Here is a 15,030-nt window from a genome sequence, read left to right as displayed (position 1 = left end):
ATCGGGAAAGCTCCATGTCCATGGCCCTTCGCGCAGCCCGCCAACTCTGGCTGGACTGCGGCTTCGACGCTTCAGCTATACATCGCCTTGATCTGTCCGGGACCGAAGCGGCGCTTCCCTCCTCCTTCGCCATCGCGGCGGCGGCGCAAGCATCCATCGGCGCCTGTGGGCTGGCGGCCGCCGAGTTCTTTTCCTTGCGCGGCGGCGAGCCGCAAACCGTCAGCGTCGACGCCCGCCACGCCGCTGTCGAATTCCGCAGCGAACACTATTTGCGAGTGGACGGCGGCCTGCCGGCGGATCCGTGGGACAAAATCGCCGGCATCTACCGCAGCGGCGACGGCCGCTGGGTGCGCATCCACACCAATTTCCCGCACCACTGCCAGGGCGTGTTGGACCTGTTGGCTTGCGAATACGACAAGGCAGCCGTAGCCGAAGCCCTCGCTCGCTGGAACGCATTCGAATTTGAAGACGCCGCCGCGAAACGCGGGCTGGTCGCCACCGCATTGCGCAGCTTCGATGAATGGGACGCCCATCCGCAAGGCATCGCGGTGGCGGCCCAGCCCGTGGTCTCCATCACCCGCATCGGCGACGCCCCTCCCCTCGCGCTCGGCGGCGCCGAACGTCCATTGCAGGGCATCCGCGCGCTTGACCTGACCCGCATCATCGCCGGACCGGTGGCCGGCCGCGCGCTGGCTGTCCATGGCGCCGATGTGCTGCACATCACCTCCCCGCATCTGCCGACCATTCCGACGCTGGACATCGACATGGGCCGCGGCAAACGCAACGCGCAACTGGACCTGGCCGCAATCGCGGGCCGCGATGCGCTGCGCGGCCTGCTAGCCGACACCCATGCCTTCATCCAAGGTTACCGTCCGGGCGGCTTGGCCGGGCTGGGTTTCTCTCCCGAGGATATCGCGCGCCTCCGCCCCGGCATCGTCTACGTTTCGCTCAGGGCCTACGGCCATACCGGCCCATGGGCCGGCAGACGCGGCTTCGACTCTCTGACCCAAACCGCCAGCGGCTTCAATCTAGCCGAGGCCCAGGCCGCCGGCTCGGACGCGCCGCGCGCCTTTCCGGCCCAGGCGCTGGACCACGGTGCCGGCTATCTGGCCGCGCTGGGGGCGATCGCCGCATTGCACCGCCAACAGCGGGAAGGCGGCAGCTGGCATGTGCAGGTGTCCTTGGCGAAAACCGGGCACTGGCTGCGCGGCCTGGGCCGCGTCGATGGCGCGATGGATCTGCCCGTGCCGACGCTGGACGATGTCCGCCCCTGGCTGGAGGAAAGCGATTCCGGCTTCGGCCGCTTGCTGGCGGTGCGCCACGCCGCCCGGATGGGCCTGACGCCTGCGCGCTGGGAACGTCCGGCCATGCCGCTGGACAGCCACGCCCCAACCTGGACTGGCTGAAAAGACAGGTTTCATTACGGACAGCCTCGCTAAAACTGGCGGTTTTCCCTACCCGGCGAGGCCTGCATGAAAGCCAATAAATACCTGATCGAAGCGCTGCTGTTTGCCAGCTATGCGCTGTTCGGCATGAGCTGGGCCGGCGGCAGCGCCTTCATCCCGCAAATCATGCGCGAGCTTGGCATCCACGATCTGGCCGCCGGCTCCCATATCAGCAACGCCGTGGCCGCGGCCAAATTGCTGGGAACCTTCGTCGCCGCCGGCATATTGTCCCGGCTGCTGGCCAAAAAAGCGGTCGCGCTGGCGATGGCGCTGATGGCGCTGGGAATCTTGACGCCCTTCGTCCACAGCTATCCCTGGCTGCTGCTGACGCGCTTCCTGATGGGACTGGGCGGCGCGCTGGTCATCGTCTATTTCTCGCCCATCGTCATGCAATGGTTCTCTCCGGCCGAGCGGCCATTCGTCAATGGCTTGAACGCAGTGGCCTTCAATGTCGGCACCGCCGCCATCCTGTTCGGCCTGCCGTCGATGCTAGGATGGTTTGGCGACTGGCGCGCCACGCTGCTGGCCATCTCGCTGGGCAGCGTGCTGTGCCTGGCGCTGTGGCTGACGTTTGGCGCCGATGGCGTCGCAGAGGCGAAACCTGTCGGCGACGGGCCCCGCCACACGCTGCGCCAGGGCCTGGCCGAGCGCTTCAACTGGCTGTTGGCCTTCACCTATTGCGGCACGCTGTCCTTCTACGTGATTTTGTTCAGCTTCTACCAGAACGCCGGCATCCGGCAGGCGAAATACGTGGTATTAGCGGGGCTGGCCGGCACGGCGGCCGGCATCTGGCTGGCCAGGAAGATCACGCGCAGGCTGCCCATGCTGCGGCTGTCGGGCTTGATGCAATTGCTGGCGGTGATCGGCCTGCATGCCCAGGCCTGGGGCTGGAGCGGCGATGCCGCACTGGTGGCCGCGGCCGCGCTGGCCGCCGGCTTCTTCATCTTCCTGCCCCTGCCCAGCCTGGTGACGCTGGCGCAGGAACAGCCTGGCATGACGCCGGACAAGGCGGCGGTCACCTTCAGCCTGTTCTGGTTCCTCAGCTATCTCGTCGCCACGGCGGCGCCCTATGTGTTCGGCTTGCTGGTCGATTTTCGCCATGGCGACTACGCGCTGGCGATGGCGTTCTCCACGCTGCTGTCGTCCACTTTCCTGCTGGGTTCGCTGATGATGCGCGAAGCGCGCGAACCCGCCGGGCGGCAGGCTGCGCAATCGGCCTAAACCGCCAGGCGGCGCAGGTTGAGGCTGGCCGGCACGCGCAGATCGCGCTCGGCCAGCGCCTCGCCTTGCAACAAGGCCAACACCTGGGCCAGGCTGGCTTCGGCCAACGCCGCGCTGTTCTGGCGGATGGCGTCTATCGGCAAGGGCAGGCAATCCAGCAAGGGATGATCGTCGAAAGTCAACAGATATTGCGGCGCCTCCCGCAGCCGGTGGCGCTCGCGGATGAAGGACAATACGCCCTCCAAAAGCGTGATCGACGCGGTGAACAGCGCGCGCGGATAGCGGCCATGCCGCGCGTGCCAGTCAGCCATCATCCGGTAGCCGGATTCGCGCTGGAAATCCCGCTCGGCCACCCAATCCGTCCCCTCTTCCAACCTTGCGGCTTTCAGCGCCTGCCGGTAGCCGGCCAGACGCTCGCGGCTGGCCGACAGCTCCGGCTGGCCGCCGAAATACGCCAGCTCATCCACCCCATCCGCCAGCAGCGGCGACAGCAGTCTGGCGACGCTGTCGCCGGCGTCTGTCACTGTAGACGGTATGCCGCTGCCCGGGATGTGGCGGTCGGCGAACACAAACGGCAGCCTGCCGGTCCAGGGCTGATAGCGCGCGGCGTCGCCGCTGCACGGCACCACGATCATGCCGTCCACCTGGCGCGCCGCCAGCTGGCCGATGCCCGAGCTTTCCCGCTCCGGATCTTCGTCGCTGGTCACCATCAGCAGCTGGTAGCCGCGCTCGCGGCAGCCGTTCTCCAACGCCTGCGCCAAGGCGGCATGGGTGGAGTTGGTCAGATCCGGCACCACCAGGCCTATGCTGCTGCTGCGCCGGCTGCGCAGGCTGCGCGCCTGCTGGGAAGGCTTGAAATGGTGCTCGCGCGCAGCCTTCTCCACTTTTTCCACGGTGGCCGGCGAGATGCGGTAGCGCTCGGCATGGCCGTTCAGCACCATGCTGGCGGTGGTGCGCGACACCCCGGCCAGGGCGGCGATGTCGTCTATGGTCAGGCGTTTGAAGCTGCTCATGGAATATGGCTGGGCAATGAAACGGAAATGATAATCGCAATATGGCAAAACGGGGCCCGACGCGCAGGCGCCGGCCCCGTTGGTTGATTGCGGCTTATTGATGGACCAGGTTCAGCGGAACCGGGATGAACTTGTCCACCTTCTGGCCATCGGCCAGCTTCTTGGCTGCCTGAACGCCGTACTGGCCGATCAGCGCCGGTTGCTGCTGCACAGTGGCGGACAGCGTGCCGGCCTTGACCGCGGCCACAGCGTCCGGGGTGGCGTCGAAGCCGACCACCGCCACGTTTTTCAGGCCGGCGGCCTGGATCGCCTTCACCGCGCCCAACGCCATTTCATCGTTGTGCGCGAACACGCCCTGGATGTCCTTGTTGCCCTGAATGATGTTTTCCATCACCGACAGGCCCTTGGCGCGGTCGAAATCGGCCGGCTGCTTGGCCAGCAGCTTGACGCCTTCCTTCTTGTCCACCACTTGGTGGAAGCCCTCGCCGCGCTCGCGGGCGGCGGAAGAGCCGGCGATGCCTTCCAGCTCGACGATGCGGCCCTTGCCGCCCAGCTTGTCCAGCAGATACTGGCCGGCCATCACGCCGCCGGCGATGTTGTCGGAGGCGATGTGGGCGCTGACTTCGGCGCCGTTCACGCTGCGATCCAGCGACACCACCTTGATGCCCTTGGACGTCGCTTCCTTCACCACATTGGCCACTGCGGAGGAGTCGGTCGGATTGATCAGGATCACGCTGACCTTCTTCTGGATCAGGTCTTCCACGCTGGCCTGCTGCTTGGCCGGATCGTCCTGCGCGTCGACGGTGATCAGGCTGATGCCCTGCTTCTTGGCTTCGGCCGCCGCGCCGTCGCGCAGCTCGACGAAGAACGGGTTGTTGAGCGTGGACACCGCCAGGCCGACGGTAACCTTGCCGTCGGCCGCCGCGGCGCTGGCGTCGCCGGCCGGCGCGCTGCCCGGACCCTGCTTGGAGCAGGCGGCGATGCCGAAGGCCAGAATGCCGGCCACGAGCGGGGTAAGAATGCGTTTCATGCTGATGCTCCCTGATAAATGGAATGATGCACTGCATTGGGCGGCTCGCGCCGCCATCGTCACTTCTTGTTGCTGCGATCCAGCAATACCGCCAGCAGAATCACCGCGCCCTTGATCACCTGCTGGTAGAACGAGGACACGCCCAGCAGATTCAAGCCGTTGTTGAGCACGCCGATCAGCAAAGCGCCGATCAGGGTGCCGAAAATCCAGCCGCGGCCGCCGCTGAGGCTGGTGCCGCCCAGCACCACCGCGGCGATCGCGTCCAGCTCATAGCCGGTGCCGGCCGTCGGCTGCGCCGAGTTGAGCCGCGAGGTCAGCACCACGCCGGCCATCGCCGACATCGCGCCGGAAGCGGTGTACACCCACAGCTTGACCCGGTCCACTTTGACGCCGGACAGCCGCGCCGCTTCCTCGTTGCCGCCGGTGGCGTACAGATGGCGGCCGAACACGGTCTTTTTCAGCAGGAACCAGAAGCCGGCGAACAGGATCAGCATCCACACCACCGGCACCGGCACCAGTCCGGCGACGTAGCCGCCGCCCAGCATCGAGAACAGCTCGCTGTCGAAACCGGTGATCGGGCTGCCGTTGGAAAACACCAGCGCCAGGCCGCGCAGGATGGTCATCGTCGCCAGCGTGGCGATGAACGGCGCCACCTTGCCCTTGCTGATCACCAGGCCGTTGAACAGGCCCATCGCCGCGCCGGCCAGAATGCCCAGCAGCGTGGCCAGCATGGGGTCGACGCCCGCCTGCAGCAGCGTGGCGGTCAGCACCGAGGACAAAGCCAGGATGGAGCCCACAGACAGGTCGATGCCGCCCAGCAGAATCACCAGCGTCATGCCGAAGGCGATCAAGGCGTTGATCGACACCTGCCGCATCACGTTCAGCAGATTATTGACGGTGAGAAAGTCCGGGCTCATCACGGACAGGCCGACGGCCACCAGCACCAGGGCGATGAAGGGGCCTAGGCGTTGCAGATTGGCTTTCTGTTGCGGGGTCATGCTTGTTTCCTGGTTTCGGTGGATGCGGCTCCGCCGGCGGCGGCGGCCATCAGGGTTTCCTGGTCGCAGCCGGCGGCGTCGAAGATGCCGGCCTGGCGGCCCTCGTGCAGCACCAGGATGCGGTTGCTCAGCGCCAGCACTTCCGGCAACTCGGACGACACCATCACGATGGCGGCGCCGGCGGCGGCCAGCTGGTTGACGATGTGGTAGATCTCGGCCTTGCCGCCGACGTCGACGCCGCGCGTCGGCTCGTCCAGCAGCAACACCTTGGGCGGACGCGCCAGCCATTTGGCGAACACCACTTTCTGCTGGTTGCCGCCGGACAGCGATTTGACGTCCAGCTCGGCGTCGCGGGTGCGGATGCGCAGCTGCTCTATCAAGCCGTCCACCGCCCGTTTTTCGTCGCCGGCGCTCACCACGCCCAGACGGGCGTAACGGTCCAAGTGCACCAGCGTGGCGTTCTCGCGCAGCGACATGCCCAGCACCAGCCCCTTGCTCTTGCGGTCTTCCGGCACGAAGCCCAGGCCGGCGGCGATGGCGTCGCCCGGCGCGGCCACTTTCAACTCCTCGCCGTCCAGCTCGACGCGGCCGGCGGTGCGGCGCTTGGCGCCGAACAGCGTCTTCAGGATGTCGCTGCGGCCGGAGCCCATCAGCCCGGCGATGCCCAGCACTTCGCCGGCGCGCACCTCGAAACTAATGCCGGCGATCATGTTCTCGTCGGCCAGGTTTTCCACCTTCAGCCGCACCGCGCCCGGAACGGCTTCGCGCTTGGGATAGCGGTCGCCGATTTCGCGGCCCACCATCATCCGCACCACCTCGTCGAAATCGGTGCGGGCGATTTCGCGCTCGCCGACGAAGCAGCCGTCGCGCAGCACGCTGATCCGGTCGCAGACACGGAAGATCTCCTCCATCCGGTGCGAGACGTAGACGATGGCCACGCCGTTTTCCTTCAACTGGGCCATCAGGCCGAACAGCGTGTCGATCTCGCGCTCGGTCAGCGCCGCCGTCGGCTCGTCCATGATCAGCGCGCGGGCGTTCAGCGCCAGCGCCTTGGCGATTTCCACCATCTGCTGCTGGCCGATGGACAGGCTGCCGGCCTCGGCGTCGGGATCGATGCCGCCGACGCCCAGCGCCGCCAGCTGCGCCTTCGCCTCGCGGCGCATGCGGCCGTAGTCGATCAGGCCGAAACGCGACGGCTCGCGGCCGAGGAACAGGTTTTCCATCACCGACAGTTGCGGGATCAGGTTCAATTCCTGGTGGATGATGGCGATGCCGGCCGCTTCCGCCGCCGCGGTGTCGCGCAGCTCGGCCTTGCGGCCGTCCAGCAGGATTTCGCCGGCGTCGGCGCGGTGCACGCCGCTGAGTATCTTCATCAGCGTGGATTTGCCGGCGCCGTTCTCGCCCATCAGCGCGTGGATCTCGCCGCCGCGCAGCGTGAACTCGACATTTTCCAGCACCCTGACCGGCCCGAAGGCCTTGCTGATGCCGCGCATGGTCACTTGCATGGTGCGGCTCCTCAGAAGATCACGCCGGAGTGCAGGATCACGTTGGCGTACGGCGTGCATTCGCCGGTGCGGATCACCGCCCTCGCCGCCAGGCAGCGCTGCTTGAATTCTTCGTGGCTGACGAAATCCAGCGCCGCGCCGTCCTTCGCCATCCGCTCGGCCCTGTCCTGCACCGCCGGGTTGTGCTGGCGGCACTCGATGGCGAACACCGCCCGCTCGCACTGGAAATCCGCCAGGACGCTGTCCAGCGTTTCGATGAAGCCGGGCTGCCCCAGCCTCAGCGACAGGTCCACGCACTCGACGCCAGGCGGAATCGGCAGGCCGCAATCGGCGATCACCAGGCTGTCGGTATGGCCCATCGACGCCAGGATGCGGGCGATGTCTCGGTTCAGATGGCCGTGTTTTTTCATGCTTTGCTCTCCAGGAAGGCTTCCAGCTCCGCCAGCGTGGGCATGCCGCCCTGCGCGCCGGGACGGGTGACCGACAACGCGCCGGCAGCGTTGGCGCGGCGCACCGCCTCTTCCAGGCCCAGCGGCAGGAAGGCCGCCAGCGCGCCGTTGAAGGTGTCGCCGGCGCCAGTGCTATCCACCGCCTTGACCTTGAAGCCCGGCTGATGGCGCAACTGGCCTCGCGCCAACGCGAAATAGGCGCCGTGCTTGCCGTGCGTCATCACCAGCTTGCCGGGGCGCTCGGCCAGCAGCGAGCGCCAGTCGGCGTCGGGCTGGGCTAGCATGGTCAGGAATTCGTGTTCGTTGGGCGTCAGCAACGCCACCCGCTGCAGCAGCTCTTCCGGCAGCGGCACCGCCGGCGCGGGATTCAGCAGCAGCGGCTTCTTGTGGCGGGCGGCCAGTTCGGCGGCGCGGCGCACTGTCGCGAGCGGAATTTCCAGTTGGGTCAGCACCACATCGGCGTCGATGAAGGCCTGCTCGGCGGCGTCCAGATGCGCCGGCGTCAGCTTGTGATTGGCGCCAGGCACCACCAGGATGGCGTTGTCGCCGCCGCTGACGGTGATGACGGCGATGCCGGTGGGACCATCCACGGTCCCTACCCGGCCGCAATCGACGCCTTCGCGCTCCAGATGGGCGCGCAGGTCGCGGCCGAAGGCGTCGTCGCCGACGCAGCCCAGCAGCGCCACTTCCGCGCCCAGGCGGGCGGCGGCCACGGCCTGGTTGGCGCCCTTGCCGCCCGGATAGGTTGCAAAGCCATCGCCCAGCAGCGTTTCACCCAGTTTCGGCATCCGCTTGGCGGATGCCACCAGGTCCATATTGATACTGCCGACTACCAGCACCCGAGTCATGCCGTCTCCTTGTGTACCTTTGCTACATTGCAACGCACAAATTGCGATTTTTTTGCTAAAACGTAATCAGCATCGATTTATAGCAGAGATGGACAGCTTCACGAAAGAGGGGAAGCGTAAAAATGTAGTCACCCCACTACATATTTTCACGTAAAGATATCAATGCGGCCTGGCAACCCGCGCGCCGACAAATGCCTGCCGGATTGAGAAAGCGCCGCGCGGTATGCCATGATGCCCGCTTAAGCAAACCGACACCGCATGCGCGCCCGACGGCGCCGGAGGAAGAAAATGGATCTGAGCTGGCAGCAATTGGCCGACCTGTACTGGAACACCGGCAAATGGCAGGTCAACCTGCTGGTCGTCGCCCACCTGTTCGGCGGCCTGGTCCTGGGCAGCCTGCTGGGCTATGAGCGCTGGTACAACGGCCGCGCGGCCGGCATGCGCACCTACGGCTTGGTGTGCATGGCATCGTCGGCGGCGATCAGCATCATCGGCTACTCCGGCTACTGGTACGGCGGACAGTCGGCCGACATCATGCATGGCGACATGACCCGCGTGGCGCAAGGCGTGCTGACCGGCATCGGTTTCCTGGGCGCCGGCATGATCATGAAGGAAGGGCTGAGCATCAGCGGCCTGACCTCGGCCGCCTCGGTGTGGATGTCGTCGGTGATCGGCATCCTGATCGGCGTCGGCTTCTACGGCGCCGCCATCGCGCTGACCTTGTTGTGCATGGTCTTCGTCACCGTGGTGAACCGCATCGAGAACATCCTGCCGCGGCGGGTCAGCCTGTTCGTCAGCGTCAAGCTGAGCGCCGACCACGACTGGACGGTGGAGCGGCTGGCTGAGCGGCTGGCACCGTCAGGCCTGAAGCTGCACGAGGAAAGCATCAGCATCCGCGCCGATCAGAACGGCGCCAGCTGGAGTTTCCTGGTGTCAGCGCACGACCGGCGCAGCTTCATCAGCGTGGTGGACCTGGCCCGCGACATCATGGTCGCCGACCACATCCTGGAGCTGGACCTGCAGCCGGCGCGCAACTGAGCGCGGCCGGCCCGCCTACAGCGCCACGCCCGGCGGCGGCTGGTCGTGGCTTTGCGCCATCGACTGGTGCGGCAGCTCCAGATAGCTCTTGGACTGCATCTCGGTCAGCCGGCTGGCGGTGCGGAAGAACTCGCCGGATTGCAGACCCTCGGTGTAGATCTCTTCCGGCGGCGCGTCGGCCGAGGCGATCAGCTTGACGCGGTTGTCGTAGAACACGTCCACCAGCCAGGTGAAGCGGCGGGCGATGGACGCCTGCTTGGCCGTCAGCCGGGGAATGCCGGACACGAACACCGTGTGGTATTCGCTGGCGATTTCCAGGTAGTCGGTCTGCGCGCGCGGGCCATCGCACAAGGCCATGAAGTCGAACCAGATCACGCCAGGCGACATCCGTTTGACCTCGATCTCGCGATCCAGCACGGTAATGCTTTTTTGCGGCAGGTCTGCGCCAGTCCCCACTTTGTGGAACAGTTGCTCCATCTTCCGCTCGCTGCCCTCGTCGGCCGGCACCATGAACAGCGGCTCCCGCGTCAGTTCGCGCAGCCGGTAGTCATGTCCGCCGTCGACGTTGAGCACGTCCATCTCGCGTTTGATCAGCTCTATCGTCGGCAGGAAGTTCTGCCGCTGCAGGCCGCCTGGGTAGAGATCGTCCGGAGCGTAATTGGAGGTGGTCACCACCACCACGCCGCGCTCGATCAAGGCAGACATCAGGCGGCCCAGAATCATCGCGTCGGCGATGTCGGATACGTGGAACTCATCGAAACACAGCAGCCGCGTCGACTTGGCGATCTCGTCGGCGTAAGCCAGCAACGGATCCTGGCCGCCGGCGAACTTGCGCAGCTCGCGGTGGGTTTCCGCCATGAAATTGTGAAAGTGGATGCGGCGCTTGCGGCGGTACGGCACGCAGGCGTAGAACGCGTCCATCAGGAAGCTCTTGCCGCGCCCTACCCCGCCCCAGAAATACAGGCCGCGCGGCACATCCGGGCTTCTCAGGCTGCGGCCCAGAAAGCGATTGCGCTTGGTCTTGAAATCCACCAGCTCGTGCCACAGCCGGTCCAGTCGCTCGATGGCCGCGGCCTGGGCCTCGTCATGGATGAAGCCGGGCTTTTCGCTGGCCAGTTGGTACCAGCCCCTGGGGCTGCAATGGACGTTCTCGTCCGGAGAGAATGCGTGTTGCGACATGATTATGCTTGTTCTGCGCTGCGTTTGGCGCCGCCGCCGGCGGCGAGGGATTCCCTGAATGATAACCGCTTTGACCCACCCTTGCCGCACTCAGCGGCAGGTGGCCAGCCGAATGCCGGACGGCGCGGCCAGCCTGGCCAGGCTGCCGTCGCGGCACATGCCGTCCAACGCCATGTTGAACGTTTCCAGCATGCCGGGCTTCACCCGGCTGCGGGTAAAGCCGTACAGATACGTCAACTGCTTGACCTCGGCCAGCTTGCGCAGATTGCTCAGGCCATCGCGCTTGATCCAGTAACGCGCGACGTCATCGTTGGAAAACGCCACCGCATTGTTGCCGTAACGGCCCGCCGCCAACTTGCGCAGCACCGTCTCCGGATCCAGCTCCACGGTCAGGTTCACGCCGGCCACGCCCTGGACCAGCCGCTCGCTATTGGTCTGCGACAGCGACGGGCCATACACCGCGATGGTTTTCCCGGCGAGATCGCCAGGCTGGCGGTAGCGCAGAGAGCTGTTCGTTTTCACATACAGGCCGTAGCTGCTGGCCAGCACCGGTTTGGACAGCGCCATCACCGCCCGCCGCTCCGGCGCGTCCTGCGCCAACACCAGCCCGTCGGCGCCGCCTTGGCTCACCGTCAGCAACGCTCGCTTCCACACCATGGCCTGGACGGTGCAATTCCATGACGAACGCCGGCAGGCCTCGCGCAGAATCGCCACCAGCGCGCCATCCAGCCTGCCGTCGGCATCCTGGGTGATGAAGGGGGGGAACAACTGGGTGACGAAATACAGCTCGCGCGACGCCGCGTGCGCCTGCGCGCCGGCGCAGGCCAGCAACAGGCCGGCCCACAGCCTGGAACCCGTCTTCGCGATACCCATCGTCCCCGTCCCCCGCTCTTCTTTAGCCGCAGTATAGAGCGGACGGAGCCGGCTCAGCGAGCCTGCCGGGCGCGCCAGGCCACGAGCGACGGCCGCAGCCACTGCCGCTCGGCGTAGGCGGACAGCCGCGGCGGCATCTCCTCCGCTGTCAGCCGCTTCAGCAGCAGGGCCAGCTCCGCATCCGCCACGCACCAATTGCCGAACAGGTTGCCGCCATCCGCCGGCACCACTGCCTCGGCCACCTCGATCAGCTTGTCCGCCGCCTTCCGCGCCGCCACGCCCAGCGGCAAAGCCGACTTGCGGCCGAACACCGTCTCAGTGCTGCGCTCATCGCGCAGCGGCAGCAGATCGCTGCGCAGCCAAGCCTGCAGTTGGCGCGCGCGGGCGCGGGCTTTCAGATCGACGGGCAGCACCCGCAGGGTGTCGGGGTACGCGTCTTCCAGGTATTCGATGATGGCCGACGATTCGCTGAGCGAGAAATCACCGTCCACCAAGGTCGGCACGCGGGAGGTCAGCGATTGCGCGCGGTAGACGGGCTCGAACTGCTGGCCGCCGGCGAGATCGCGGGTGAGCGCCTCGAAAGGCAGGCCTTTCTCGGTCAAGGCGATGAAGGCCGCCATCGCGTAGGGGCTGAAGAAATCCTGATCGACGTAGAGTTTCAGCATGTCGGCATCTTTCGAACAAAATGCCATGCTAATCGCCGCCGGGCCGGCTGCCAAGCCGGCAACCGGCGACACAGCGTCAAGCGCGGTCGAACAATCCGGTGGACAGGTAGCGGTCGCCGCGGTCGCACACCACCGACACGATCACCGCATTCTTCAATTGCGCATCCAGCCGCAAGGCCACCGCCAGCGCGCCGCCGGAAGACGGGCCGGCCAGGATGCCCTCGCGCCGCGCCAGCAGCCGGGCGGTGTCTTCCGCTTCCTGCTGGCCGACGTGCAGGATCTCGTCGATGCGGGAAAAATCGCAGATCTTGGGCACGTACGGGTCTTCCCACTTGCGGATGCCGGCGATCTGGCTGCCCGGCTCCGGGTGGACGCCGACGATGCGGATGGCCGGATTCTTTTCCTTCAGGAAGCGGCCGGTGCCCATGATGGTGCCGGTGGTGCCCATGCTGGACACGAAATGGGTGATCTTGCCTTCGGTCTCTTCCCAGATTTCCGGACCAGTGCCCTCGTAATGCGCCTGGGGATTGTCCGGATTGGAAAACTGGTCGAGGATGCGGCCCTCGCCGGCCGCCTCCATGCTGCGCGCCAAGTCTATCGCCGCCGGCATCGAACCGGCGGCCGGCGTCAGGATCACCTCGGCGCCGTAGGCGCGCATCGCCTGCACCCGCTCGGCGCTGGAGTTCTCCGGCATGATCAGCACCATGCGGTAACCCATCATCGCCGCCGCCATCGCCAGCGCGATGCCGGTGTTGCCGCTGGTTGGCTCGATCAGCGTATCGCCCGGCTTGATGTCGCCGCGCCGCTCCGCGCGGCGGATCATCGACAGCGCCGGCCGGTCTTTCACCGACCCCGCCGGATTATTGCCCTCCAGCTTCAGCAGCACCACGTTGCCGTTATCGCCCGGCAGGCGTTTGAGCCGCACCAGCGGCGTGCCGCCGACGAAATCTTCCAGATGTTTGTACACAGAGCCTCTCCCTGAACTGGCCCCATTATATCGATTGGCTATCAGCAGATGCGAAATCGTTATTTCTAATCTAATAACCATCTGTAACTGGACAATCCGCTCCGCGGCGGCGCTTGCCGCCGCGGGGAATCCGCGTCAGCCCATATAAGCCATCAGCCAGGTCAGCGCGCCGACGAAGCTGCAGAAGATCAGGCTGTGCTTCAGCGTGAAGCGGAACAAGTCCGCCTCCCTGCCTATCAGCCCCACCGCCGCGCAGGCCACGGCGATGGACTGCGGCGAGATCATCTTGCCGGTGACTCCGCCGGTGGTGTTGGCCGCCACCAACAGCACGTCCGACACGCCCAGCTGGTGCGCAGTGGCCGCCTGCAAGGCGGAAAACAGCGCGTTGGACGAGGTGTCGGAACCGGTCAGGAACACGCCCAGCCAGCCCAGGAACGGCGAGAAGAACGGAAACGCCTTGCCGGTGCCGGCCAGGCACAGCGCCAGCGTGCTCGACATGCCGGAATAGTTGGCGACGAAGGCGAAGGCCAGCACCATGCCTATCGACAATATCGGCCGGCGCAGCTCGACCAATGTCTCGCCCAACGTGCGCAAGCCTTCGGCCGGGCGGAATTTCAGTAGCGCCATGGACAGCAACGCGGACAGGAAGATGGCGCTGCCGACGGCGGAGACGATGTCGAACTTGTATAGTGCCTCGTACGGCGCGTCATGGGCGACGATGGGCGCGGTCTTCAGCACCAGCTTGTCCAGCCCCGGCACATGCAGCTTCCAGATCCAGCCCTCCAGCGCGCCGCCCTTGACGAACAAGGCCTTGAACGGCTTGACGCTCCACACCGTCACCAGCGCGGTCAGAATCAGGAAAGGGCTCCAGGCGCGCGCGATCTGTCCCAGGCTGAAGCCGCTCGCCTGCCGGGCCGACGGCGCGCGGCGGCCGTTGAAAGTGAAGATCTCACTGGGTTGCCACGTTTTCAGAAACAGCGTCAGGCAGACCAGGCTGACCAGCGCCGAGGTGATGTCCGGCAGCTCCGGCCCGATGTAGTTGGAGGTGAAAAACTGGGTGACGGCGAACGAGACGCCGGCCACCAGGATGGCGGGCCAGGTCTGGCGCACGCCCTTGAGGCCGTCCATCATCATGACCAGCCAGAACGGCACGATCACCGACAGGATGGGCAGCTGATGGCCGGCCTTGGCGCCGATCAAGAACGGATCCAGCCCAGTCACCTGCCCGGCGACGATGATCGGTATCCCCATCGCGCCGAACGCCACCGGCGCGGTGTTGGCGATCAAACACAGCCCGGCCGCGTACAGCGGATTAAAGCCCAGCCCCACCAGCAGCGCGGCGGTGATGGCCACCGGCGCGCCGAATCCGGCAGCGCCCTCTAGGAAGGCGCCGAAGGAAAACCCCACCAGCAGCATCTGCAGCCGCTGGTCCTCGGTCACCGACAGCACCGAGGCGCGGATGATGTCGAACTGCCCGGTCTTGACCGTGATCTTGTACAGGAACACCGCGGCGACGATGATCCAGGCGATCGGCCACAGCCCGTAGCCGAAGCCGAAGGCGGCAGCGGCCAACGCCATCTGCGCCGGCATGCCGTAGAACAAAATGGCCACCGCCAGCGCGATCAGCACCGTCAGCGTGCCGGCGACGTGGCCCTTCAATCGCAGCACCGCCAGCGCGACGAAGAAAAAAGCGATGGGCAACGCGGCCATCAATGCCGACAGCGCGGGGCCGCCGGCGGGAAAGTACTGTTGGGTCCAGATGCCTTGCATGTGAAGCTTCTCCTCATTCCTGGTTTCGC

At 66.1% G+C, this 15,030-nt stretch carries 14 protein-coding genes; 3 read left to right on the top strand and 11 right to left on the bottom strand.

Annotation, left to right across the window (positions count from 1 at the left end):
• Positions 1–14: 14 nt before the first annotated feature.
• The gene (locus LQR33_RS12335; protein WP_231469156.1) at positions 15–1,406 is read left to right on the top strand and encodes a CoA transferase; all 1,392 of its coding nucleotides are present in this window, start codon (positions 15–17) and stop codon (positions 1,404–1,406) included.
• Between the two features lie 66 nt (positions 1,407–1,472).
• Positions 1,473–2,666 carry an MFS transporter gene (locus LQR33_RS12330; protein WP_166438199.1) on the top strand — a complete coding sequence of 398 codons (1,194 nt, stop codon included), beginning with the start codon at positions 1,473–1,475 and terminating at the stop codon, positions 2,664–2,666.
• On the opposite strand, the gene LQR33_RS12325 is transcribed toward LQR33_RS12330, so the two are convergent.
• The 6 genes from LQR33_RS12325 to rbsK form a co-directional block, all read right to left on the bottom strand.
• Positions 2,663–3,679: a substrate-binding domain-containing protein gene (locus LQR33_RS12325; protein ID WP_221664780.1), complete on the bottom strand. Its 1,017-nt coding sequence runs from the start codon at positions 3,677–3,679 to the stop codon at positions 2,663–2,665. The genes LQR33_RS12330 and LQR33_RS12325 overlap by 4 nt on opposite strands.
• A gap of 94 nt (positions 3,680–3,773) precedes the next feature.
• A complete protein-coding gene (gene rbsB / locus LQR33_RS12320) occupies positions 3,774–4,709 on the bottom strand; it encodes a ribose ABC transporter substrate-binding protein RbsB (RefSeq protein ID WP_221664781.1) in 936 nt (311 codons plus the stop codon).
• 59 nt (positions 4,710–4,768) lie between these two features.
• Positions 4,769–5,707 carry an ABC transporter permease gene (locus tag LQR33_RS12315; protein ID WP_021477797.1) on the bottom strand — a complete coding sequence of 313 codons (939 nt, stop codon included), beginning with the start codon at positions 5,705–5,707 and terminating at the stop codon, positions 4,769–4,771.
• Positions 5,704–7,212 carry a sugar ABC transporter ATP-binding protein gene (locus LQR33_RS12310; protein ID WP_231469154.1) on the bottom strand — a complete coding sequence of 503 codons (1,509 nt, stop codon included), beginning with the start codon at positions 7,210–7,212 and terminating at the stop codon, positions 5,704–5,706. Before LQR33_RS12310 ends, LQR33_RS12315 begins: the two co-directional genes overlap by 4 nt.
• 11 nt (positions 7,213–7,223) lie before the next feature.
• Positions 7,224–7,622, bottom strand: coding sequence for a D-ribose pyranase (gene rbsD / locus LQR33_RS12305; RefSeq protein WP_021477795.1), 399 nt, complete (start codon positions 7,620–7,622; stop codon positions 7,224–7,226).
• On the bottom strand, positions 7,619–8,509 hold the full coding sequence (rbsK, locus tag LQR33_RS12300) for a ribokinase (RefSeq protein ID WP_221664784.1): 891 nt from the start codon (positions 8,507–8,509) through the stop codon (positions 7,619–7,621). Before rbsK ends, rbsD begins: the two co-directional genes overlap by 4 nt.
• A gap of 288 nt (positions 8,510–8,797) precedes the next feature.
• Here rbsK and LQR33_RS12295 point away from each other — a divergent pair, with 288 nt between their 5' ends.
• Positions 8,798–9,547 (top strand): MgtC/SapB family protein, encoded by a 750-nt coding sequence (locus LQR33_RS12295; RefSeq protein WP_231469152.1) that lies wholly within the window; start codon positions 8,798–8,800, stop codon positions 9,545–9,547.
• A 15-nt stretch (positions 9,548–9,562) separates the two neighbouring features.
• On the opposite strand, the gene zapE is transcribed toward LQR33_RS12295, so the two are convergent.
• The 5 genes from zapE to LQR33_RS12270 form a co-directional block, all read right to left on the bottom strand.
• Positions 9,563–10,726 (bottom strand): cell division protein ZapE, encoded by a 1,164-nt coding sequence (zapE, locus tag LQR33_RS12290; protein ID WP_231469150.1) that lies wholly within the window; start codon positions 10,724–10,726, stop codon positions 9,563–9,565.
• 90 nt (positions 10,727–10,816) lie between these two features.
• Positions 10,817–11,599, bottom strand: a complete 783-nt coding sequence (locus LQR33_RS12285; RefSeq protein WP_231469148.1) for a substrate-binding periplasmic protein — start codon at positions 11,597–11,599, stop codon at positions 10,817–10,819.
• Between the two features lie 53 nt (positions 11,600–11,652).
• Entirely contained in the window at positions 11,653–12,264 is a 612-nt protein-coding gene (yfcF, locus tag LQR33_RS12280; RefSeq protein WP_166438190.1) for a glutathione transferase, read from the bottom strand.
• A gap of 76 nt (positions 12,265–12,340) precedes the next feature.
• The gene (gene cysM, locus LQR33_RS12275) at positions 12,341–13,231 is read right to left on the bottom strand and encodes a cysteine synthase CysM (RefSeq protein ID WP_021477789.1); all 891 of its coding nucleotides are present in this window, start codon (positions 13,229–13,231) and stop codon (positions 12,341–12,343) included.
• A gap of 135 nt (positions 13,232–13,366) precedes the next feature.
• Positions 13,367–15,001: a lactate permease LctP family transporter gene (locus LQR33_RS12270; RefSeq protein ID WP_231469147.1), complete on the bottom strand. Its 1,635-nt coding sequence runs from the start codon at positions 14,999–15,001 to the stop codon at positions 13,367–13,369.
• Between the last annotated feature and the right edge of the window lie 29 nt (positions 15,002–15,030).

This window comes from Chromobacterium piscinae (assembly GCF_021129175.1).
Lineage (GTDB): Bacteria > Pseudomonadota > Gammaproteobacteria > Burkholderiales > Chromobacteriaceae > Chromobacterium > Chromobacterium piscinae.
This window is presented reverse-complemented; position numbering and strand designations above follow the sequence as displayed.

What these genes read in the sequence shown, in the direction of transcription:
- LQR33_RS12335 (WP_231469156.1), top strand. Translation starts at nt 15, where the DNA reads ATGTCCATGGCCCTTCGCGCAGCCCGCCAACTCTGGCTGGACTGCGGC.
- LQR33_RS12330 (WP_166438199.1), top strand. Translation starts at nt 1,473, where the DNA reads ATGAAAGCCAATAAATACCTGATCGAAGCGCTGCTGTTTGCCAGCTAT.
- LQR33_RS12325 (WP_221664780.1), bottom strand. Translation starts at nt 3,679, where the DNA reads ATGAGCAGCTTCAAACGCCTGACCATAGACGACATCGCCGCCCTGGCC.
- rbsB (WP_221664781.1), bottom strand. Translation starts at nt 4,709, where the DNA reads ATGAAACGCATTCTTACCCCGCTCGTGGCCGGCATTCTGGCCTTCGGC.
- LQR33_RS12315 (WP_021477797.1), bottom strand. Translation starts at nt 5,707, where the DNA reads ATGACCCCGCAACAGAAAGCCAATCTGCAACGCCTAGGCCCCTTCATC.
- LQR33_RS12310 (WP_231469154.1), bottom strand. Translation starts at nt 7,212, where the DNA reads ATGCAAGTGACCATGCGCGGCATCAGCAAGGCCTTCGGGCCGGTCAGG.
- rbsD (WP_021477795.1), bottom strand. Translation starts at nt 7,622, where the DNA reads ATGAAAAAACACGGCCATCTGAACCGAGACATCGCCCGCATCCTGGCG.
- rbsK (WP_221664784.1), bottom strand. Translation starts at nt 8,509, where the DNA reads ATGACTCGGGTGCTGGTAGTCGGCAGTATCAATATGGACCTGGTGGCA.
- LQR33_RS12295 (WP_231469152.1), top strand. Translation starts at nt 8,798, where the DNA reads ATGGATCTGAGCTGGCAGCAATTGGCCGACCTGTACTGGAACACCGGC.
- zapE (WP_231469150.1), bottom strand. Translation starts at nt 10,726, where the DNA reads ATGTCGCAACACGCATTCTCTCCGGACGAGAACGTCCATTGCAGCCCC.
- LQR33_RS12285 (WP_231469148.1), bottom strand. Translation starts at nt 11,599, where the DNA reads ATGGGTATCGCGAAGACGGGTTCCAGGCTGTGGGCCGGCCTGTTGCTG.
- yfcF (WP_166438190.1), bottom strand. Translation starts at nt 12,264, where the DNA reads ATGCTGAAACTCTACGTCGATCAGGATTTCTTCAGCCCCTACGCGATG.
- LQR33_RS12270 (WP_231469147.1), bottom strand. Translation starts at nt 15,001, where the DNA reads ATGCAAGGCATCTGGACCCAACAGTACTTTCCCGCCGGCGGCCCCGCG.